The 19,085-nt window shown below is 62.3% G+C and carries 19 protein-coding genes; 5 read left to right on the forward strand and 14 right to left on the reverse strand.

Annotation, left to right across the window (positions count from 1 at the left end):
* Positions 1–15: 15 nt before the first annotated feature.
* The 4 genes from F6X42_RS07340 to F6X42_RS07355 form a co-directional block, all read right to left on the reverse strand.
* Entirely contained in the window at positions 16–1,071 is a 1,056-nt protein-coding gene (locus F6X42_RS07340; RefSeq protein ID WP_187633556.1) for an NAD(P)-dependent alcohol dehydrogenase, read from the reverse strand.
* Positions 1,072–1,100: 29 nt separating this feature from the next.
* On the reverse strand, positions 1,101–2,165 hold the full coding sequence (locus tag F6X42_RS07345; RefSeq protein ID WP_222945508.1) for a hypothetical protein: 1,065 nt from the start codon (positions 2,163–2,165) through the stop codon (positions 1,101–1,103).
* Between the two features lie 515 nt (positions 2,166–2,680).
* Positions 2,681–2,851, reverse strand: coding sequence for a rubredoxin (locus tag F6X42_RS07350; RefSeq protein ID WP_027194316.1), 171 nt, complete (start codon positions 2,849–2,851; stop codon positions 2,681–2,683).
* 34 nt (positions 2,852–2,885) lie between these two features.
* Positions 2,886–4,088 (reverse strand): cytochrome P450, encoded by a 1,203-nt coding sequence (locus F6X42_RS07355; RefSeq protein ID WP_187633558.1) that lies wholly within the window; start codon positions 4,086–4,088, stop codon positions 2,886–2,888.
* Positions 4,089–4,240: 152 nt separating this feature from the next.
* Between F6X42_RS07355 and F6X42_RS07360 the strand changes: the two genes are divergently transcribed.
* Positions 4,241–5,146, forward strand: coding sequence for an SDR family NAD(P)-dependent oxidoreductase (locus F6X42_RS07360; RefSeq protein ID WP_187633559.1), 906 nt, complete (start codon positions 4,241–4,243; stop codon positions 5,144–5,146).
* Between the two features lie 74 nt (positions 5,147–5,220).
* Here F6X42_RS07360 and F6X42_RS07365 read toward each other — a convergent pair whose 3' ends face one another.
* From F6X42_RS07365 to F6X42_RS07390, 6 genes are all read right to left on the reverse strand, one after another.
* A complete protein-coding gene (locus tag F6X42_RS07365; RefSeq protein WP_187633560.1) occupies positions 5,221–6,042 on the reverse strand; it encodes an HpcH/HpaI aldolase/citrate lyase family protein in 822 nt (273 codons plus the stop codon).
* A 61-nt stretch (positions 6,043–6,103) separates the two neighbouring features.
* Entirely contained in the window at positions 6,104–6,955 is an 852-nt protein-coding gene (locus F6X42_RS07370; RefSeq protein ID WP_187633561.1) for an HTD2 family dehydratase, read from the reverse strand.
* A 14-nt stretch (positions 6,956–6,969) separates the two neighbouring features.
* On the reverse strand, positions 6,970–8,136 hold the full coding sequence (locus F6X42_RS07375; RefSeq protein ID WP_187633562.1) for a serine hydrolase domain-containing protein: 1,167 nt from the start codon (positions 8,134–8,136) through the stop codon (positions 6,970–6,972).
* A 37-nt stretch (positions 8,137–8,173) separates the two neighbouring features.
* Positions 8,174–8,944, reverse strand: a complete 771-nt coding sequence (locus F6X42_RS07380) for an enoyl-CoA hydratase/isomerase family protein (RefSeq protein WP_187633563.1) — start codon at positions 8,942–8,944, stop codon at positions 8,174–8,176.
* A complete protein-coding gene (locus tag F6X42_RS07385; protein ID WP_187633564.1) occupies positions 8,941–10,542 on the reverse strand; it encodes a GMC family oxidoreductase in 1,602 nt (533 codons plus the stop codon). The genes F6X42_RS07380 and F6X42_RS07385 overlap by 4 nt, the downstream gene beginning before the upstream one ends.
* Before the next feature lie 41 nt (positions 10,543–10,583).
* Positions 10,584–11,828 (reverse strand): cytochrome P450, encoded by a 1,245-nt coding sequence (locus F6X42_RS07390; RefSeq protein WP_187633754.1) that lies wholly within the window; start codon positions 11,826–11,828, stop codon positions 10,584–10,586.
* 26 nt (positions 11,829–11,854) lie between these two features.
* Between F6X42_RS07390 and F6X42_RS07395 the strand changes: the two genes are divergently transcribed.
* The 4 genes from F6X42_RS07395 (at position 11,855) to F6X42_RS07410 (ending at position 15,211) form a co-directional block, all read left to right on the forward strand.
* Positions 11,855–12,724, forward strand: coding sequence for a TetR/AcrR family transcriptional regulator (locus F6X42_RS07395; protein ID WP_246530006.1), 870 nt, complete (start codon positions 11,855–11,857; stop codon positions 12,722–12,724).
* Positions 12,725–12,824: 100 nt separating this feature from the next.
* Positions 12,825–14,078, forward strand: coding sequence for an NAD(P)/FAD-dependent oxidoreductase (locus F6X42_RS07400; protein WP_187633565.1), 1,254 nt, complete (start codon positions 12,825–12,827; stop codon positions 14,076–14,078).
* Positions 14,079–14,108: 30 nt separating this feature from the next.
* Positions 14,109–14,429, forward strand: a complete 321-nt coding sequence (locus tag F6X42_RS07405) for a 2Fe-2S iron-sulfur cluster-binding protein (RefSeq protein ID WP_187633566.1) — start codon at positions 14,109–14,111, stop codon at positions 14,427–14,429.
* A 5-nt stretch (positions 14,430–14,434) separates the two neighbouring features.
* On the forward strand, positions 14,435–15,211 hold the full coding sequence (locus F6X42_RS07410; RefSeq protein WP_187633567.1) for an SDR family oxidoreductase: 777 nt from the start codon (positions 14,435–14,437) through the stop codon (positions 15,209–15,211).
* 28 nt (positions 15,212–15,239) lie between these two features.
* Here F6X42_RS07410 and F6X42_RS07415 read toward each other — a convergent pair whose 3' ends face one another.
* Genes F6X42_RS07415 through F6X42_RS07430 form a run of 4 tightly spaced genes read right to left on the reverse strand, consistent with a single transcriptional unit; the run spans position 15,240 to position 19,011 of the window.
* On the reverse strand, positions 15,240–15,818 hold the full coding sequence (locus F6X42_RS07415) for a nuclear transport factor 2 family protein (RefSeq protein WP_187633568.1): 579 nt from the start codon (positions 15,816–15,818) through the stop codon (positions 15,240–15,242).
* Positions 15,815–16,648, reverse strand: a complete 834-nt coding sequence (locus tag F6X42_RS07420; protein ID WP_187633569.1) for an SDR family oxidoreductase — start codon at positions 16,646–16,648, stop codon at positions 15,815–15,817. Before F6X42_RS07420 ends, F6X42_RS07415 begins: the two co-directional genes overlap by 4 nt.
* Positions 16,649–16,663: 15 nt before the next feature.
* Entirely contained in the window at positions 16,664–17,806 is a 1,143-nt protein-coding gene (locus tag F6X42_RS07425; RefSeq protein WP_187633570.1) for an acyl-CoA dehydrogenase family protein, read from the reverse strand.
* A gap of 2 nt (positions 17,807–17,808) precedes the next feature.
* Entirely contained in the window at positions 17,809–19,011 is a 1,203-nt protein-coding gene (locus F6X42_RS07430) for an acyl-CoA dehydrogenase family protein (protein WP_187633571.1), read from the reverse strand.
* Between the last annotated feature and the right edge of the window lie 74 nt (positions 19,012–19,085).

Here is a 19,085-nt window from a genome sequence, read left to right on the forward strand (position 1 = left end):
CCCGTACAAATATCATCAGCGCTTAAGCGTTGTCATATCGATCACGAAGCGATAGCGGACGTCACTTTTGAGCAACCGCTCGTACGCGCCGTTAATGTCCTGCATCTCGATCATCTCGACGTCGCAGCAGATACCGTGGGCGGCGCAGAAATCCAGCATTTCCTGCATCTCCTCCACCCCGCCAATCGCCGATCCTGCGATGGATCTGCGACCGGTGACGAGCACGCCGCTGTGCACAGGCGGTGCGATGGGCCCAATCATCCCGACCAGGACCAGCGTGCCATTCAAATGCAACATCGCGAGATAAGGATTTAGATCGTGCGCGGTCGGTACTGTATCGAGGATGACATCGAATCGCCCGGCGGCCGCAGCCATCTGCGCTGCATCGCTGGATACGAGCACATGCTCGGCACCGAGGCGTCGCGCCTCCTGTTCCTTGTCCCGATTGCGCGTAATCAGCGTGACTTCGGCTCCCATCGCCCTGGCGAATTTCAATCCCATATGGCCGAGGCCGCCAAGACCCACTACCGCGACCTTATCGCCCTGCCCTACGTTCCAGTGCCGCAGCGGCGAATAGCTTGTGATGCCAGCGCAGAGCAAAGGAGCCGCTGCTTTAGCGTCCAGACCGTCGGGAACGCGCAGAACGAATCTCTCGGCGACAACGATACGCTCCGAATAGCCGCCGTAGGTAGCTAATCCATCGTGACGGTCGATGCCGTTGTAAGTGGGCGTCGGTTGGTTGACGCAATACTGCTCTTCGCCTTCACAGCACGGGGCGCATTCGCCGCAGGAATCGACGAGGCAACCGACGCCGACCACATCTCCCGCTTTGAAACGGGTCACGGACTCGCCCACACTGATAACCCGCCCAATGATCTCGTGCCCCGGTACGACCGGGTAACGCGTATTGCCCCAGTCATTACGCGCCTGATGAAGATCCGAGTGGCACACGCCGCAGTACTGGATATCGATCACTACGTCGTCGGCCCGCGGATGACGCCGGGTGAACTGGAAGGGCGCGAGGTCGGCGTCTGAGGCCGCCGCCGCGTAGCCATTGATCACATCTGTCATAAAAGCTCCGAGGGAGGCGTTCGTCCACTTCAATATTTCCGGAAGTTCACGCCAATGCGCGCACCCATTGCTGGCAGACGATTCACGGGACGGCTTCCATGCTCAGGCGCCGCCTCGCCCCATGCGAACCAAACGTCGGGCTCGCGCGTGTCGCCGACTCGGCGCCAGCGACCGTCTACCTGTGGATTTTTCAGCGTCCCGAGACCGACCAAACGTCCGTTCGGATCGGGCATGAACTCCCATTGTTCACCGAAGGCCGAGTACTTGATGCCTTCTTGCCAATAACCGTTGGCGCCGAAATCGACCTCGCCGGTCACGTCATACGTGTAGCGCACCTCGCCCTTCTCATTGCCAAGAATGGCAAAGCCGAACATGTCGTTGCCGAGTGTGAAGTGGCCAAAATCGATGCTGCCATCCTTGTAACGCGTGGCCCACGTGTACCAGACGAGTTCCAGCTTCTCTTGCACGAGTGCGTCTTTCGTCTTGTAGATCTCGCCGCCCTCGTACATATAGATCGGATCGAACCCAATCATGCCGCGTACTTTCTTGCCGAGGATCGTGCCTTCCATCTCGAAGATGTTCGCGACGTAATACATGCCGGCGTCGCGCCCTGGCAGATACCAATGCATACCCGGCTTGACGAGCTTGCCCTTGATGTTGATGCCATTGTCTTCGTACCAGCTGCATTCGTCGGGCGTCCATGTCACGTGAAAGCCGTTGCCAGGTGCCTGCGGATGGCTTCGCCAGTGGATGCGCTCGCCTTCCAACGTTCTCGAGAAGCCGTCGTTCGGCGCGGATTCCTTGCCGACCGCGTGCATATGCATACCGTCGTCGTGACCAAGCGTCGAGCAAAGATAAAAGCGACGACGTGTGTCCTTGCCGTCCGTCGACAGCCCTGCGGGTATCCGGCGCATCGGACAGTAGATCTCGCCATCCTCGTCTCGAAAGGTTCCCCACAGGTAGAGCGCTTCGGGCGGCATGCCGAAGTAGGCCCGGTTGGACATCATGTCCTCGATGGTTGGCTCGAAAGCGCTGACCAGCGGTTGCCAGCCGAAGTCGCCACGGCGCGGGAGTTTGGGGTTTGTGTCGCTCATGATGGAGGTACTCGTCACGATGATGGAATTGTTGGTGCGGTTCACTATAGGCCTCTCCCGTTCCCAGGAAAAATCGCTCGATTCGTGGGCTTGAACAGAAGCATGCCTGCCACGAAGCCAGAAACCTCCATCGGCAGCTAATGCATTGATTTGTCGGCATCCTTTTCGATGCGGATTCCTGCATCGTTTTGGCGTGGCGCAAGTTCGTTACCTGTAACGCCGTCTGTGCGATATGCTGAACATCGTTCTATTTCTAACCTCGGACCGCGTCGGGATATGCCGAAGTCGTCCGCTGAGCGAGTTGCCGACTATCGTGCCCGCAAGAAAGCTCAGGGCATGGTCACGTTGTCCCGTTGTCGTCCCCGCGGCCGACGTTGCCCTGTTCAACCAGTTCGCGGCGCAGCGCCGTAATAAGCATCTCGAAGACAGGCACCCTGCTGGCGCGCCGAACGCAGTGGCGACCTATATTGCGGGCATCAGGACGTGGCTGGAGTAGATAGACCCTGCCCGCACGCTCAGGCCGCCACTTCGACCATCACGAAGTCGGCCTTGGTGGCACCGCACTCGGGGCATGCCCAGTCATCCGGGATGTCTTCCCAACGAGTGCCAGGCGCGATGCCCTCCGCGGGAAGTCCCGTTGCTTCGTCGTAGTAGAAACCGCAAAAAATGCATTGCCACTTTTTCATAGTCGTCGATGAGTCGTTGAGGGTGGGGGATCTTTCAGCGCGCTACGTCCCAGACGAGCGGCAGATAAAGCATGCCGTTGACGGAGCCCGAACCGCAGCGCGGCTTTTCGCCCTCGCGGATGCGGAAATCGGGAATGCGCTTGAGCCATTCCTGCAGGAACACCTTGATCTCCGTGCGCGCGAGAAACGAACCGGGGCAGCGATGCGGTCCGTTGCCGAAAGCCGCGTGAATCACCGGCTTGCGTGTCAGGTCAACGGCGAGCGGATCGCTGAACTTGCGGTCGTCGAGGCCGAACAGGGAGTTCGGCAACTGGATCTGGTCGCCCTTCCTGAACTGGATGCCCTTGTATTCCATGTCCTGTGTGATGAGCCGCGCGGTATTCGCCACGCCAAAGCGCCGAATCAGTTCGTCGACCGACGAAACCATCAGATCGGGATTCTCAATCAGTTGCCTCCGATGCGCCGGATTCTCGGCGAGAAAGCGCGCGATGAAACCCATCATCGATGCGACGGTATCGAGGCCGCCGAACAGCACGACGATAAACATCCCAAACATGCGCTCGGGGCTGATCGGCTTGCCTTCGATCTGCGCGTTGGCGACGAGGCTGACGAGATCGCCGCCCGCCTCTGCCTGACGCTTTTCCACCCAGGTGGAGATATACCCGATGAGCCGGTGCTGCGATTCGTTGCGCTCTTCGACGTTGCCACGCACGGCCCACTCCGCCCATTCGAGCAGTTGCTCGCGATCGCTCAACGGAAGATCTGCCAGCCGCAGGAAAATCACGATCGGCAGGATCTTCGAGAACTCCGACACGAACTCGCATTCGCCCCGCGGAGCGAGCTTTTCGATCAGCTCGATTGCGAGGTTGCGCACGTCGTTCTCCAGCGAGGCGATCGCTTGCGGCAGGAAAGCGGGCGTGATCAGGTTACGGTACGCGGTATGTTCGGGCGGGTCGAGTTCGAGCGGCACGAGCCGCGTCTCGTTGAGCGGCGGGATGTTGACGCTGCGATGCGAAAAGCGGGTATGGTCCCTCTGCATCGCCTCGATGTCTTCTCCTCGCGTCGCGATCCAGTGGCCGCCATGGTACGGAGACCAGACGATATCGGGCCCGGTGTGCAGCGTCATCCACGCGATATGAACATCGTCTTGCACGCCTGGCGGATTCATATAGTCGAAATCGACCACGAGTTCTCGGGGAACATGGTCCGGCACGGTCCAGTCTTTCGTAGGGTTCATCTCGCGTCTCCTATCATTTAGTCGTCTACAAATGGATGAGTCGTCACAGTTTGCATCAACGTGCTAGCGTTCATATTATGCAACGCCGTTCAGTTTTGATATTATACCGAAGCGAGCTTTTTTACATCAACGCCTATCGAACGGAGACAAGAGTGAGCGATTTCGTCAAGGACAAGGTGGTAGTGGTAACGGGTGCGGGTGCCGGCATCGGGCGCGATTTCGCGTTGCAATTCGCGGCGAACGGCGCAAAGGTCATCGTCAACGACCTTGGTCGCAACGCCGAAACCGGCCAATTCGCCGCGGAGCGCGTGGTCGAAGAAATCAAGGAGACCGGCGGGCAAGCGCTTGCTTCGACGGATAGCGTCGCTGAATGGGATTCCGCGCAGAAGATCGTGCAGGCCGCGCTGGACACGTTCGGCCGCATCGACTGTGTGGTCAACAACGCCGGCATCGTGCGTGACCGCATGTTCTTCAACATGAGCCTCGACGAGTGGAAGGCCGTCGTCGACGTGCATCTGAACGGATCGTTTTTCGTGGCACGCGCGGCGGCTCCGCATTTCAAGGCACAAAACGGCGGCAGCTTCGTTCATATGACCTCCACCTCGGGTCTGATCGGCAACATCGGACAGGCCAACTACTCCGCCGCCAAGATGGGGGTCGTCGGTCTGTCGAAGTCGATTGCCCTCGACATGGCGAAATTCAACGTGCGCTCGAACTGCATCGCGCCGTGGGCATGGACCGCGATGACGGCCTCGATCCCCTCGGAGACGCCTGAGCAAAAAGCACGGGTCGAAATTCTCAAGCGCATGGAATCGCGCAAGATCGCGCCGCTCGCGGTCTACCTCGCGTCCGACCAGGCCGCAAAGGTTTCGGGTCAGATCTTCGGCGTGCGCGCCAACGAGATCTACTTCTTCAACCAGATCCGCATGATCCGCTCGCTGCATCGCGACGGCGGCTGGACGCCCGAGGCGATTGCCGAGCAGGTGATGCCGGCGTTCGAAGCGAGCTTCTTCCCGAACGTGCCCTCGATGGCGCTCACGCCCTGGGATCCGGTGTAAGCGATACCTCGTCACGCCCGCGCCACCTGATGCGGTGGTGGCGCGGGCGGTGCGGCGCTCACCCGCCACACCACTTACCCTTCCTCTGAACCGCGCACGCTCTCAGACACGCCAACGATGCGTCTTGCCTTGAGCAATACCGGCAAGTCCACCATCCGTCCATCTACGGACACCGCCCCGCCTTCTGCCCGCTCATACGCGTCGACGATTCGCTGCGCCTTGGCAATTTCATCCGCGCTCGGGCTGAACGTCGCATTGACCGCTGCAACCTGGCGCGGATGAATGCACAGCTTCCCGCCAAAGCCCAGCGATCGCGCCTTCGACGAATCCCCCGCGAGTTGCTGTTCGTCATCGATCGCTACCGTAACGCCGTCCACCGGGGACAGGATTCCAGCTACACGCGAGGCCAGCACGATACGCGAACGCGCGAGCAGCAACGCGTCCCATGAACCGTCACAATCCAGATCAAGCTCGAAGTCAACCGAACCGAATATGAGTCGCTCGACGCCGGGCATGCGCGCCACGTCCAGTGCGTTCCAGACGCCCTCGGCAGATTCGATGATCGGCAAGATGGGTTTCGCCGTTGCCGCCGCGACAGCGGTCAAAGCAGCCGGTTTCTCCGCCTTGGGCAACACGACGCCATCGATACCATCGAACGCTGCGAGTGAGAGGTCCTGCTGGAACCACTGCGTACCCGCTCCATTGATGCGCAACAGTACGCGAACCGGCGATGCCGAAAATGTTCGTACCGCACCGGCAACATGTGCACGCGCCGACGCTTTGTCCGAATCTGCGACAGCGTCCTCCAGGTCCACGATCACCGCATCCGCGCCTGCCGCGAGTGCCTTGGCGAATCGTTCGGGCTTGCTGCCCGGCACAAAAAGAAACGAACGCATAAGTCTCCCATTCAGCGTCCGGTCCGGCTACGGCGACCCCGCCAGCGGACCGGCTCGACGATCAGACCAGAGTAGCCGTGGCTTCCATGCGCAACGATCCGTCGCTGCCGGCGATCCACAAGCTCACCTTGTTTTGGTCCGATTCGTCCTGCTTTCCGCAAACATAGAAAGGCGCAGTGTCCACCACCGGTTTGATCGCGCGGAACGAAAACGCTCCGACGCGAGCGCCCGGCAGCTCCGATCCGAGCGAGTCCATCAGAAGGGTGGCGAGCAGCGGGCCATGCACGACGAGTCCCTCGTATCCCTCTTCGCCGATCGCGTAAGGCCGATCGTAGTGAATGCGATGACCATTCAACGTAAGCGCTGAGTAGCGAAACAGCAGCACCGGATCAGGATTGATCTCGCGTGTCCATTGAGCGCCCATGGTCGCGACCTGTAGTGCTGCAGGCTTTTCGCTGGCAGCCGGATGATCGCGATACACGATATCCTGGCGTTCGACGATGGCAAGGCCAGCAGCGTCGCTGACCTCGTGCTTGACCTTCACGAACACGAGATCGCCGGTACGTCCATGCTTGTGCGCAACACTCTCGATGCATGAAAGACGCGTGACCGCGCTACCCGCTTTCAGCGGCCGTAGAAACTCGAGTTGACTGCCCGCCCACATGCGGCGAGGCAAATCGACCGGCGGCAGAAAGCCGCCGCGTTTCGGATGACCGTCCGTCCCCACCATCGACTGGCGATGAACCGGCAGAAAATAAAGCCAGTGCCACAATGGCGGCAAGTCATCGCCACGTGCTGAAGGCGCGTCATCGTGGTCAAGCATGGCGCTCAGAGCCGCCATCGGCGTGGAGGTGACCTGGTCCTGCACTTGCTCAGTGCGCCCGGTCCATTGCTGCAAATACTCGATATCCATGAGCGTCGTGCCAATCACTTCAGATCCAGTGCGTCGCGAATCGCCGCAGCGATCGGAAGCAGCGGATCTTCTTCCGGCGTGGCCGGGTTGAACAGCTTGTTATGGCAGATCGCGACGGCGAGCCCGGTATCCGGATCGGCCCAGCCGATCGAATTGCCCTGCCCCGGATGGCACAAAGCGCGCGGCGAACGTGCCGCCGTCACCGGCGGATGGTTGCCGCCGAACCAGAAGCCACCGATCGTGATGGGAATCGGAAAGCCGAACATCACCGGGTCGGGCTCCTCGCTATTGGCGCGTGGCGTGTTCAGCGTGGCAACGAGTTCCTTCGAGAGTATCCTCACGCCGTCCAACTCGCCGCCGCATGCCAGCATTGCCCAGAAGCGCGCCTCGCTGCGCGCGTTGAAGATCCCGCCAACGCCCGCCACTTCCGCGCGCCGCACGTCCGGGCGCTCGAACACTTGCGGCGTCAATGCGACCTGTTGCGGCATCGAGCGCAAGAACAGCGGCGGCAGGTATGCCGCGGGAACCGGCACCATTGCATCGGTCAGACGTGCGATGCGCGGTTCGACTTCGTCGGGAATGCCGATCCACAGATCGTCGATGCCGAGCGGCATCGCAATCTCTTCCCGGACAAAACGGCCCAGCGAGCGCTTCTTCGGATCGGCGCGCCGCACCAGCTCGCCAACGATCCAGCCGAACGTCATCGACAGGTACAGCGTTTTCGTCCCCGGCTCCGCAAGCGGCTCAAGGTTGGCGATGGCGCCGGTCATCCACTGCCAGTCACACATCAGCTCCGGCGTGACGCCTTCGGGCATTTGCGGCACACACGCGCGATGCGTCAGCACATCGCGCACCGTCGTGTTCTGCTTGCCGTGCGCACCGTACTCTGGCCAGTAGCGCGTCACCGGCGCGTCGTATTCGATCAGCCCGCGGTCGGCCAGGATATGCAACGCCGTTGCAGCAACGGCCTTCGTCACCGAATACACATTGAACAGCGTTTCGCCATCGACCAGACGGCCGGTGGACGGATCGGCCACGCCGCTCCATGCGTCGATCATAAGCTTGCCGTTCAGATAGGCCGCCACCTGCACGCCGATCTCACCGCCTTCCCGTGTGGCACGGTCGAGCGCCTGCTGAACGATCGCGTTGCGCTCCGTCGATGCTTGCACTACCAAGGTCATATCGTGTCTCCCATTCGTGAACATTCGCGTTGACCGACTATGTCTTGCCGGACTGCGCGGCAATACCGGCGAGCCCTTCTAGCGCGAGCCCGTAGCCCAGTTCGTCGAGCACGCGGCGCTTGAACGGCTGCGTGAAGACCGCGCGCGTGTATCGCAGCGTTTCGATCGGCTTCGCCGCGAGTTCGTGCGCCATTTGCCACGCACGTTCGAGCAACGTGTCGTGCGCGACGACTTCGCCGACGACGCCAAGCTCCCACGCACGCTGCGCCGTGATGCGCTCGCCGCTGAGAAGAAAGTAGCGGGCGCGGTTGTGGCCAATCAGCATCGGCCAGACGATCTGCACGCCGTCCGCCGGCACGACGCCGTGAACGAAGTGCGCCTGGTCCGAGATTTCGGCGCGACTGGATGCCAGCACGATATCCGACAGCACGAGCAACTCGGCATGAATGAGTGCCGGCCCGTTGATCGCGCCGATAACTGGAACCGGAATGTCCAGCAGTTGCATCAGCAGGTCCTGCCCTTCGCGCTGCAGGCGCGGCCAGGCTTGCGCAAGCGGCTCCGTCGGCAACTCGGCGTAATTCATCGCGTCGCAGAACGAATCGCCGGTGCCGGTCAGGATCACTACGCGATTGTCGAGGTCGCGTGCGATCTGGTAGAACGCCTCGCCTAGCTGGCTGTGAATGCTGCGATCGAGCGCGCCCCACTTGAGCGGGCCACCCTCCGTATGCAAGCGCACTTGCAAAACTCCGTCGCGTCGCTCGAAATCGATGTTCGTAAAACGCCCGCTGTAATCTTCGAGGCGGCTCATCGCGCGTCCTCCAGGATCAGGCCGGCGGCGCTCCATGCCATCGCCATCATGGGGCCATTCGTGTTGCCGGAGATCATCGTGGGTGTGACGGAGAGATCCATCACGCGCAGGCGTTCGACACCGCGCACGCGCAGCCGCGAATCGAGCACGGCAAGCGTGTCCGATCCCATCTTGCAGGTACCGCAGGCGTGATAGCCGGATTGGCCTTCACGCCGGTAGAGGTCGAGAATCTCGTCATCGGTCTGGACGGCGGGGCCTGGGCGTGTCTCCCCTGCCAGCAGGCTGGCAAGCGGCTCGGCGGCCAGCACGCTGCGCATGAACCGGAAGGCGTTGACAGCCATCTGCCGGTCGTACGGATCGGCAAGGTAGTTCGCGACGACTTGGGGCGGCACGCGGGGGTCCGCGGACTGGATCCTGACGTGCCCTTCGCTGCGCGGGCGCAGCGGATAGCTGAAGAGCTGCATGCCTGGGAAAGACTCGAACGCGTAACCGGCCGCGCCGAAATCCATCGAGTACGGCGCCATCATCAGTTGAACGTCGGGACGCATCGCATCCGCCGCGGTCTTGACGAAGCCGCCCACCTGGTACGAGCCGAGCGACATCACGCCACGGCGGAACAGCAGATACTGCATCGCGTTGCGCCATAAGCGCATGCCGCCGAACTGGCGGTTCTGCGAATCGCGCCAATGCCGCAGGCGGGCTTGAAGCATATATAGATAGTGCTCGCGCAGGTTCCGTCCGACCCCCGGATTCGCCGCCACGACAGGAATGCCAAGCGACTGCAGATGGCCGGGATCGCCAACGCCCGACAGCTGCAAAAGCCGCGGCGACTCGATCGCGCCCGCCGACAGCACGACCTCGCGGCGCGCACGGTAAGCGATCTGCTGCCCAGCGCTTTCGCACTGCACGCCGACCGCGCGCGTCCCGTCAAACACGATTCGCGCGGCTTGTGTGCCGGTCACGACCGTGAGGTTCTTGCGCGCCCTCGCGGGCTTCAGAAAGGCTTCGGCCGAGCTTTGCCGACGACCGTTGCGTATCGTATAGATCAGGTAGGCGACGCCCTCATGATCGAGCCTGTTGATATCTTCAACGCGCCGCACGCCGAGCGACCGGCACGCCTCGAGTACGGCGTCGCCAATACGATTGCGCTGCGGGTACGGTGACACTTTCAGCGGGCCGCCCTCTCCACGCAGCTCATCGGCGCCGAGCGCGTGATCTTCGATCCGCCTGAAGCAAGGCGCCAGGTTCTGCCAGCTCCAGCCCTCGACACCCAGTTCGGCCCAGCCGTCGTAGTCCTCGGGATGACCTCGCATATACACCATGCCGTTGATGCTGCTGGAACCGCCGAGCATCTTGCCGCGAAGCCAGATTTCGTTGCGATGCCCGTTTCCGTGATCGGGCTGCACCGGAATGAACCAGGCATGAGCTGGATCGCCCAGCAGCTTGCCAAAGCCTTTCGGCATCCGGATCAACGGATTGCGATCTTCCGGACCTGCCTCGATGAGTAGCACGGTATGGTGCCCGCTCTCCGAAATACGATTGGCTAGCACGCAACCCGCCGCACCCGCGCCAATCACGATAAAGTCAAACTCGGTCATCTATGCGTTCTCCACCGTGCGTGCAGACCAGCGCTACCTTATTAGCCGAAGATGACGGGAATCGAATGCGGAACGCGCATCATGATCCCGTTGATCTGTGGAGCTGGCGCGGCCGGATCGAGCCGAAGATTGGGCAGGCGATCGAGAATCGCGTTGAGCGCACGCGTCATTTCCACGCGCGCCAGGTGCTGGCCGATGCACACGTGCGGGCCATAGGCGAATGCAAAGTGCCGGTGACCAGCCTTGCGATAGATGTCGAACCTGTCCGGATCGGCGAAGCGGCTGGGGTCGCGATTGGCGCTGCCCGCCAGCACGTCGAGAAATGCGCCGGCAGGAATCTCGACACCGCCGAGCGTGACATCACGCGTCGCCATACGCGACTGCATCAGCACGGGGCCGTCCCAGCGCAGAGCCTCTTCGATCGCCGCCGCGACCAGCGTGCGATCCTGGCGCACCGCTTCGAGCTGTACCGGATCGCGCAGCAACGCAAGCAACAGTACGCTGGTCGCGCGATAGGTCGTGTCGCCGCCCGCATTCACCAACTGGCGAAGAAATGAAATGACGACCTCGTCCGGTAGCCGCTCGCCGTCCACCTCCGCGGTGGCCAGCGAGCTCACCAGATCGTCGCCAGGATGACTGCGGCGCTCGTCGACAAGCCGCGCGAAATAGGTGCCCAGCTTCGTCGATGCCTCCACGCCATGCTCGACATCGATCGAAACCAGCGTCTGTGCGATTGCTAGCTTGTGAAAGATCTTCACATCCTCCGGCGGCAATGCCAGTTGCCGATAGATGATATTGAACGGGTAGTGAAGCGTGAACTCGTTGACGAGATCCGCATGTCCGCGATCCATGAATTTCGACATCAGCTCGCTCACCACTGGGTCGACCAGCGTATCGCCCCATGCCGCGACGGTATTCGGCAAAAAGGCCTTCTGGAAGATGCGGCGGTAGCGCGAGTGTTCGGGCGCATCCATCGTCGAGATACTGCGCCCGAAGCTGATGCCGAGATTGCGCTCGTACGACTTGTTCGAAAACGTTGCCGGGTCGCCAAGCACCTTCGAGACCTCGTCGTATCCGAATACGGAATAGTGCGCGACGTCGGACATCGTCAGGTCCGCGGCGCCGCCCATCAGCACACGGTAGTCACCCTGCTGAACCGCAGCCTTTTCCCGCAGTTCCGCAATGCGTGGATAAGGGTCCGCATCGGCACCGTAAGCGAGTGAATCCTCGAAAAAAGGGTTGAACTTAGCATCGTCGAAGTCCTCGAGTTGCAGCGCGCCGGCCATGGTTGCTGTCTCCATCAATCGTTTGTTTGCAGGCACCTCTGGTTTTGCGCGAAGTACCAATACTTGAACTATGTTCTATTTTGCACAACTGTGCAAGATCGATCTATCATTCGCGGAAAGGGATGTCGCGCGCTTTCTGGCTCGCGCCCCGCCATCAAAGGGAAACCATGCCGTCCAGCACCACGCACGCCGCCAGCAGACGGGCGACTGCCATCAATGAACCGCGCGCCACGGCGCGCAGCACGACGCCAGAGCGCATTCTCGATACCGCCGAGCGGCTGTTCGCGATGCACGGCTACTTCGGCACGTCGATTCGCGACATCATGCAAAGCTGTGGCATGGAGCTGAGCCTCGCGCGGTACCACTTCGGCAGCAAAGACGCGCTGTTTCAGCAGGCGATCGGCCGCCGCGCAGCGGTGATCAGCCGGCAGGTCATCGAATCGCTCGAGGCCGAACTGGCAGCGCTGCAAGGCAAGCGTCCCGACGTGGAAGCAATCGTGACCGCACTTTCCGCACCGGCCTTCGCGCATCTGGAGAGCGGCGATCCGGGGTGGCGAAATTACCTGCGCCTGCTAACCCAGATTGGCTGTCTTCTGGAGCGCCCCGATCTCACGGCGCCGTTTTATGACCAATACGCGCCTGCGGCCGCGCGCTACGGTGACGCCTTCGCCAACGCACTTCCCCGCGTCACGCGGGAGACCGTCGAACTGGTGCAGCATTTCGTCGAGTCGGTGTTTCATCTGGTGCTCAACGAGCTTTACGCGCAGGAAGCACGCTCCGGAGCGAAGGCACTCACGACAGCACATATCGAGCGCATGCGCACCTATTTGATTCGTTTCGCGGTTGGCGGCATCGAGGCGATGGTCAGCTCGGCCTCGGCCCAACGGGGTTCATGAGCATTGACAGTCGCAGCGACCGTCGTTCACAATTTAGAACATTATTCAGACTTACTGTGGCCGCAGCGAGCCTGCGGCTGTGCGAGATGGAGTTAGCCTCATGACAGCTGGAGACGCAGAGAACACCGCGCTGATCGTCGGGGCGGGTCACGCAGCGGGAGAATGCGCGACCACGATCCGCGACCAGGGATGGACGGGACGCATCGTGATGGTAGGAGAAGAACCGCATTTGCCCTACCAACGGCCGCCGCTCTCCAAGGCATTCCTGTCGGGCGAATCGACCGCCGAGCAGCTGTACCTGAAACCGCTGTCGACGTACGACAAAGCGCGTGTCGAGTTCATCCCGAACACGCGCGTGCAGCGCATCGACCGTGACGCGAAACGGGTCACGCTGTCCAACGGCAGCGAAATCAGCTATACGAAACTGGTTCTGGCCACCGGCGGCCGCGCGCGGCGCCTCGCGTTGCCGGGTATCGAAGCGATCGAGAAGCTGCAGAATTTTCACTACCTTCGCACGCTCGATCACGTCGCGCGCATTCGGAACCAGTTTCATGCCGGCTCGCGCCTCGTGATCATCGGCGGTGGATATGTCGGGCTGGAGGTGGCTGCGGTAGCCGTGAAGCGCGGCTTGCGCGTCACCGTGCTCGAAGCGTTGCCGCGCGTCCTCGCGCGTGTCACGGCTCCCGAGCTTTCCACGTTCTACGAGGAAGTTCACCGCGAAGCCGGAGTCGACATCCGTACCAACGCGATCGTGAGTGAGTTCGAACTCGACGCATCCGGCGACGCCGTTGCCGCCGTGTGCTGCGCTGACGGCACGCGCGTCGCCGCGGATCTCGTCATCGTCGGCGTGGGACTGGAGCCCGCCACCGAACTCGCGCAAGCGGCCGGCCTTGCTGTCGACAACGGCATCATGGTCGACGAACACACGCGCACGTCCGACCCGGACATTTTTGCGGTCGGGGATTGCACCAACCACCCCAACCCTTCGCTCGGTCGGCGCCTGCGTCTCGAGTCGGTCCCTAACGCGCTGGAGCAGGCCCGCACCGCCGCTGCGTCGTTGTGCGGCAAGCAGCGTGTCTACAACAGCGTGCCGTGGTTCTGGTCCGACCAATACGATCTGAAGCTCAAGATGGTCGGCTTGTCCGTCGGCTACGACGAGTTCGTGCTGCGCGGCGACCCCAAAGCCCGCTCTTTCTCGGCGTTTTATCTCAAGGACGGCGTCATGCTCGCAGCCGATACGGTCAGCCGTGTACCCGAATTCGTGCTGGCCAAGCGTTTCGTTGCCGAGAAAATACCGGTCCGCGCCGCCGATCTCGCCAACGAATCGATCCCGTTGAAAAGTCTGCTTCCCTAGTCCAACCCATTTTTCAGAGGTTCAGAAGCCATGCCGCTCATTCGATTCATCCAGCCTGACGGCAGCGAGGCCGCGGTAAGCGCCAACGTTGGCGATTCAGTCATGCAAACGGCGGTGAACAATCAGATCCCAGGCATTCTCGGCGATTGCGGCGGCAGCTGCAGTTGCGCAACCTGTCACGCGTATGTCGACGACACCTGGAGCAGCCACATGCCGGCGGCGGAATCCTATGAAGTCGACATGCTCACCTGCGCGATGGACGTGCGCGAAAACAGCCGTCTGACATGCCAGATCTTCATGACGCCGGAACTGGACGGGCTGGTGGTGCGTCTGCCCGGTTCGGCGGGGTGAGCGCAATGGGCACAGATGCCCCCCGCACGACGCTGATCACCGGCGCTGCCTCAGGCATGGGCGCGGCGCTGGCCCGGCATCTGACGACGCTCGGCGAACGGGTGATCGGCGTCGATCTCCACGATGCGGATGTTTGCGCGGACCTCACTGTCCCGGCGGAGCGCGCGGCGCTCGTCGAGCGCGTGCAGCGCCTCACGTCGTCGATCGATGCGGTGGTCGCCTGCGCCGGAGTGTCGCCCCCCGTGTCCGGCGACACGCTGGTGTCGGTAAATTACTTCGGCGTTACCGATCTGCTGCCGCGTCTGTTGCCGCTCCTGCGTCTCGCCAGCGAGCCACGCGTCGTGGTGATCTCATCGCTCGCCTCGCTTCATCCCGTCGATGCGCGCCTCGTCGAGTTGTGCCTCGACGGCGACGAAGCCGCCGCACGCGAACGGGCTGGAAAGATCGGCGCTCAAAGCTATGCGTCATCCAAACGCGCGCTGACGCAATGGATACGGCGCACGGCGGTGCTGCCCGGGTGGGCCGACGGGGGCGTGTTGCTAAACGGCGTCGCGCCGGGCACCGTGAAGACGCCGATGGTCGCACCGCTGCTGGAAACGGCCGAGGGACGCGAGGTGCTTGCCGCCGGTGTACCCACGGCCGTGCACGACTATGCAACCGCTGAGCAGATCGTGCCGCTCCTCGCATTCCTCGCCAGTTCCGCCAATGGCTACATGGTGGGCCAAGTCCCGTTCGTCGATGGGGGTGCCGACGTGCTCTTGCGTGGGGAAGCGGCGCTGTAGCAGGCAAGAGTCAAAGACGAGACCGAGCTTACGGCACCTTCGTCAACGCGTCGATCGCGTGCTGTTCGCTCGTGCTCCAGAACGCCGCCCATGTCGGAAATCCCTGCGGAAGGCGCGGCTGATACCGGTCGCCTTCATACTTGCCGGGCCAGTGCTGGAAGCGCGGCGCACCGGGGCGAGCGAGCCAGTCCGTCGAATACCAATGCTGTTCGTCGCGACGCTCGAAGCACCACTGGCCGTCGCGCCGCACATAGTGATCGAAGTAGCAGATCGCCATCACCACCCACGCTCCGTTGTCCTCGTGCTCCGCGCGACAATAGACGCTTCCCGTCGCATGGTCGGCATCGATGAAATCGACGACGTGGCCGCAGATCTGGTGAATGCTGCGATAAAAGCCGCGCAGAATATGCTCGGACCCGTAGAACGTCTTCAATGCCGCGCGCCCGACGCCCCATCGGCCGCAATCGACGTCTTCGGCGAACAGTTGCACCAGGCTGTCCAGATCGCGCGAATCGACCGCGAGCGCGTATCGGACCGGCAACTGCTGGATGGCGAGCTGCGCCTCGATGCGCTCGATGCGCGCAAGCAGCGCTGAATCCGTCGTCATGGCTTCCCCTTCGTAGCGTTGGCCATCGCGGCCGCGCGCGCGCGGATTTCGTCGGCATAGTAAGGCTGGTGTGAAAGCAATCCGCCATCGACGTTGAACACCTGGCCCGTGACGAACGCCGCCTCATCCGAAGCGAGATACACCACCGCGTGTGCAATGTCTTCGGGCTGCCCGAGGCGAGGCGTGAGATGGTGGCTCAGCATCATCTCGCCGGTCTCCCCCGCGTAGTACGCCTGGGTCACCGGCGTGACGATCAGGCCCGGAGCGATCGCGTTGCAGCGTATCCCTTCCTTGCCGTGCTGCGCGGCGACGTAGCGCGTCAGCGCCTCGATACCGGCCTTGCAGACGCCGTATGCGCTATACCCCAGCGCGCCCGCCTGAGCGGCACCGGAAGAGGTATTGATAATCGAACCGCCGCCTCGTGCGCGCATCAGCGGCAGCGCGCACCGCGAAGCCAGCATGGTGCCGCGAAGATTGATGCGCATCGTGTCGTCCCAGACCCCGACGTCGAGTGCCTCGACTGCCGCATCGGCAGTACTGGAAAGCGATGTGGCCGCGGCGTTGTTATGCAGGATATCGAGCCCGCCCCAAGTCTTGAGCGTCAGATCGAACAATGCATCGATCGAACTTTCGTCGCCGATATCGACCTGCGCCGGGACCGCGTGGCCCCCCGCTTCGTTAATACGACGAACCTGTTCCTGCGCGCCTTCGAGATTCAGGTCCGCCACGACGAGCAAGGCGCCCTCCTGCGCGAGCCTGGCGGCACAGGCAGCGCCGATACCGGATGCGGCCCCCGTCACGATGGCAATCTTTTGCTTCACGCGTTGCATGATCTGCTCTCCGTCTCAGCCCGTTATCGGTGTCTGGCCGCCTGCCGCAACGCGGTCGAGATGAAAGTCGATATCGCCGAACATCTTCTCCATCATCGTCATCTTGCGGAAGTAGTGGCCTATTGGGTATTCCTCGGTGAGCCCCATGCCACCGTGCAACTGGATGCCCTGCGCGCAAACGAAGCGATTGGCGCGCGCGGCAACGGCTTTGGCCGCCGAGATGACGCGGCTGCGTTCGGCCGCCGGGCCGTTCAGGTGCGCGATCCCGCAGTACAGCATCGAACGCGCCTCCTGCGTGGCGACGAACATCTCAGCCATGCGATGCTGCAACGCCTGGAACTTGCCGATAGGCTGGCCGAACTGCGAGCGTCCCTTGATGTACTCCGAGGTGATCGCCATCACGGCTTCCATCATGCCAAGGCTCTCGGCCACGCTCGCGAGACTGGCGAGTTCCGTTGCCTGCGCGAGCACCTGCAGCGAGCGTTCAGGTCCGACGATCAATGCATCTTCGCTGAGCTCGACGTTGTGCAGGTCGATATCCGCGGCACGCGATCCATCGAGTAAGCGGTACGACCGGCACGTCACGCCCGCGGCCCGGCGATCGACAAGAAAAACGCCCACGCCTTGCGACGCGCCTTCGACTCGCGCGGTCACGAGCAACTGGTCCGCCGACGCGCCGGCGATCACCAGCGTCTTCGCGCCGCTGATCAGGTAACCCGAGGCGCTCTTGAGCGCGTGCGTTTGCGCGTGGCATCCCAGCTTGTATCGGCTGCCCGCTTCGCTGTCCGCGAGCGACAGCAGCAGCGTGCCGTCGATGACGGCGGGCAGCAGCGTCTCACGCTGGCGCGGCGCATCGCCTCGTTCGACGGTCGTGGCGCAAAGCAGCGCCGTCTGCACGACCGGCTCGAGCGCCATACCGCGGCCGAGCGCCTCCATCACGATCGCCGTTTCAACGAACGAGCACCCGAGACCGCCGACGTCTTCCGGCATCGTCAGCCCGAGCCAGCCAAGCTCGGCATAGGCGCGCCAATGTTCGCGGCTGAACCCCTCTTGCCCCGCCGCGATGCGCGTGCGCGCCTCGAATCCATATTCCTGCTGAACGTAGCGCTCTGCGCCGTCTTTCAGCATCAATTGTTCTTCAGAGAAGTTGAAGTCCATGGCTACAGTCCAAAAACCAGCTTGGCAATGATGTTCTTCTGCACTTCGCGCGCGCCGCCATAGATCGTGGACGCGCGAGCGATCAGATAGCCCGACGTGCGGCCGCCGATGTAGTCCGGCCAGCTTTCATCGACCGCCAGATCACCCTGCGGCTCGCCGTGGTCGTCGAAACGCATCACGCGAGGACCGAGTGCGTCCATTTGCAGCTGCGTCACGCGCTGTTGCATTTCCGAGCCGCTGATCTTCAGCGCGGAGACGACCGCATCGAGATTGCGCTCGCTCTTCTCTTCCGCAAGGATGCGGAGCACCGACCATTCGAGCGCCAACAGGTCCGCTTCGACCTCCGCGACCTTGCGCGCGAACCCCGGTGTATCGATGAGCCGCACGCCGTCCACCCGCTCCTGCCCCGCGATGTCTTTCGCGCGTTGCAGCTCGCGTTTGTTGAAGTACAGGAACGCGCTCGCCGTGCGCTCCTTCTCGAGGAGATACTTCGCATAGGTCCAACCCATGCCGGCCTCGCCCACGAGATGCGACTTCGGCACGCGCACGTTCTCGAGGAACACTTCATTCAGGCCCTTGCCGCCCTCGATCGAAACGATCGGACGCACCGTGATACCCGGTGTGTCCATTTTGACCAGCAGGAAGGAAATGCCTCGTTGCGGCTTGACGGTCGTATCGGTCTTGACGAGGAAGAATCCCCAATCGGCAATCGTTGCGTCGCTGGTCCAGATCTTCTGGCCGTTGATCACGTACTCGTCACCGTCGAGCACGGCCGTGGTCTTCAGTCCAGCCAGATCCGAGCCCGCGTTCGGCTCCGAAAAGCCCTGGCACCAGAACTCGTCGCCACGCAGAATAGGCCCGAGAAAACGCTCCCTCTGCCAGTCCGAGCCGAACGCGATGATGACGGGTGCCACCATCTGCGTCGACTGCCACCCATAGTCCATGGCATCGGCGTTGTACAGCTCTTCCATGAAGATATGCTTGCGAAGCGCGCTCCAGCCGGTGCCGCCATGTTCGACGGGCCAATGGGGCGCACCCCAGCCGCGCTCGTACAGAATGCGCTGCCATCTGCGGATGTCATCGCGCGCAGGCGGATGCACGCCAACGCGCCAGCGGCGTGAAATGTCGGCCGGCGCATGCTCACTGAAAAACGTTCTGACTTCCCGACGAAATGATTCGTCTTCCTCGCTATAGCCGAAATGCATGCCTGACTCCTGAATCTCATGCGCCTTCGTTGGTCTGCTCCGTCGCGCCACTGCGCCGCGCTCGTGCGGGTGCT

The sequence above is a fragment of the Paraburkholderia podalyriae genome (assembly GCF_014397785.1).
In the GTDB taxonomy this organism is placed as follows: Bacteria; Pseudomonadota; Gammaproteobacteria; order Burkholderiales; family Burkholderiaceae; genus Paraburkholderia; species Paraburkholderia podalyriae.

Coding starts and splice junctions, on each gene's coding strand:
- F6X42_RS07340 (WP_187633556.1), bottom strand. CDS start 1,071: ATGACAGATGTGATCAATGGCTACGCGGCGGCGGCCTCAGACGCCGAC.
- F6X42_RS07345 (WP_222945508.1), bottom strand. CDS start 2,165: ATGAGCGACACAAACCCCAAACTCCCGCGCCGTGGCGACTTCGGCTGG.
- F6X42_RS07350 (WP_027194316.1), bottom strand. CDS start 2,851: ATGAAAAAGTGGCAATGCATTTTTTGCGGTTTCTACTACGACGAAGCA.
- F6X42_RS07355 (WP_187633558.1), bottom strand. CDS start 4,088: ATGAACCCTACGAAAGACTGGACCGTGCCGGACCATGTTCCCCGAGAA.
- F6X42_RS07365 (WP_187633560.1), bottom strand. CDS start 6,042: ATGCGTTCGTTTCTTTTTGTGCCGGGCAGCAAGCCCGAACGATTCGCC.
- F6X42_RS07370 (WP_187633561.1), bottom strand. CDS start 6,955: ATGGATATCGAGTATTTGCAGCAATGGACCGGGCGCACTGAGCAAGTG.
- F6X42_RS07375 (WP_187633562.1), bottom strand. CDS start 8,136: ATGACCTTGGTAGTGCAAGCATCGACGGAGCGCAACGCGATCGTTCAG.
- F6X42_RS07380 (WP_187633563.1), bottom strand. CDS start 8,944: ATGAGCCGCCTCGAAGATTACAGCGGGCGTTTTACGAACATCGATTTC.
- F6X42_RS07385 (WP_187633564.1), bottom strand. CDS start 10,542: ATGACCGAGTTTGACTTTATCGTGATTGGCGCGGGTGCGGCGGGTTGC.
- F6X42_RS07390 (WP_187633754.1), bottom strand. CDS start 11,828: ATGGCCGGCGCGCTGCAACTCGAGGACTTCGACGATGCTAAGTTCAAC.
- F6X42_RS07400 (WP_187633565.1), top strand. CDS start 12,825: ATGACAGCTGGAGACGCAGAGAACACCGCGCTGATCGTCGGGGCGGGT.
- F6X42_RS07405 (WP_187633566.1), top strand. CDS start 14,109: ATGCCGCTCATTCGATTCATCCAGCCTGACGGCAGCGAGGCCGCGGTA.
- F6X42_RS07410 (WP_187633567.1), top strand. CDS start 14,435: ATGGGCACAGATGCCCCCCGCACGACGCTGATCACCGGCGCTGCCTCA.
- F6X42_RS07415 (WP_187633568.1), bottom strand. CDS start 15,818: ATGACGACGGATTCAGCGCTGCTTGCGCGCATCGAGCGCATCGAGGCG.
- F6X42_RS07420 (WP_187633569.1), bottom strand. CDS start 16,648: ATGCAACGCGTGAAGCAAAAGATTGCCATCGTGACGGGGGCCGCATCC.
- F6X42_RS07425 (WP_187633570.1), bottom strand. CDS start 17,806: ATGGACTTCAACTTCTCTGAAGAACAATTGATGCTGAAAGACGGCGCA.
- F6X42_RS07430 (WP_187633571.1), bottom strand. CDS start 19,011: ATGCATTTCGGCTATAGCGAGGAAGACGAATCATTTCGTCGGGAAGTC.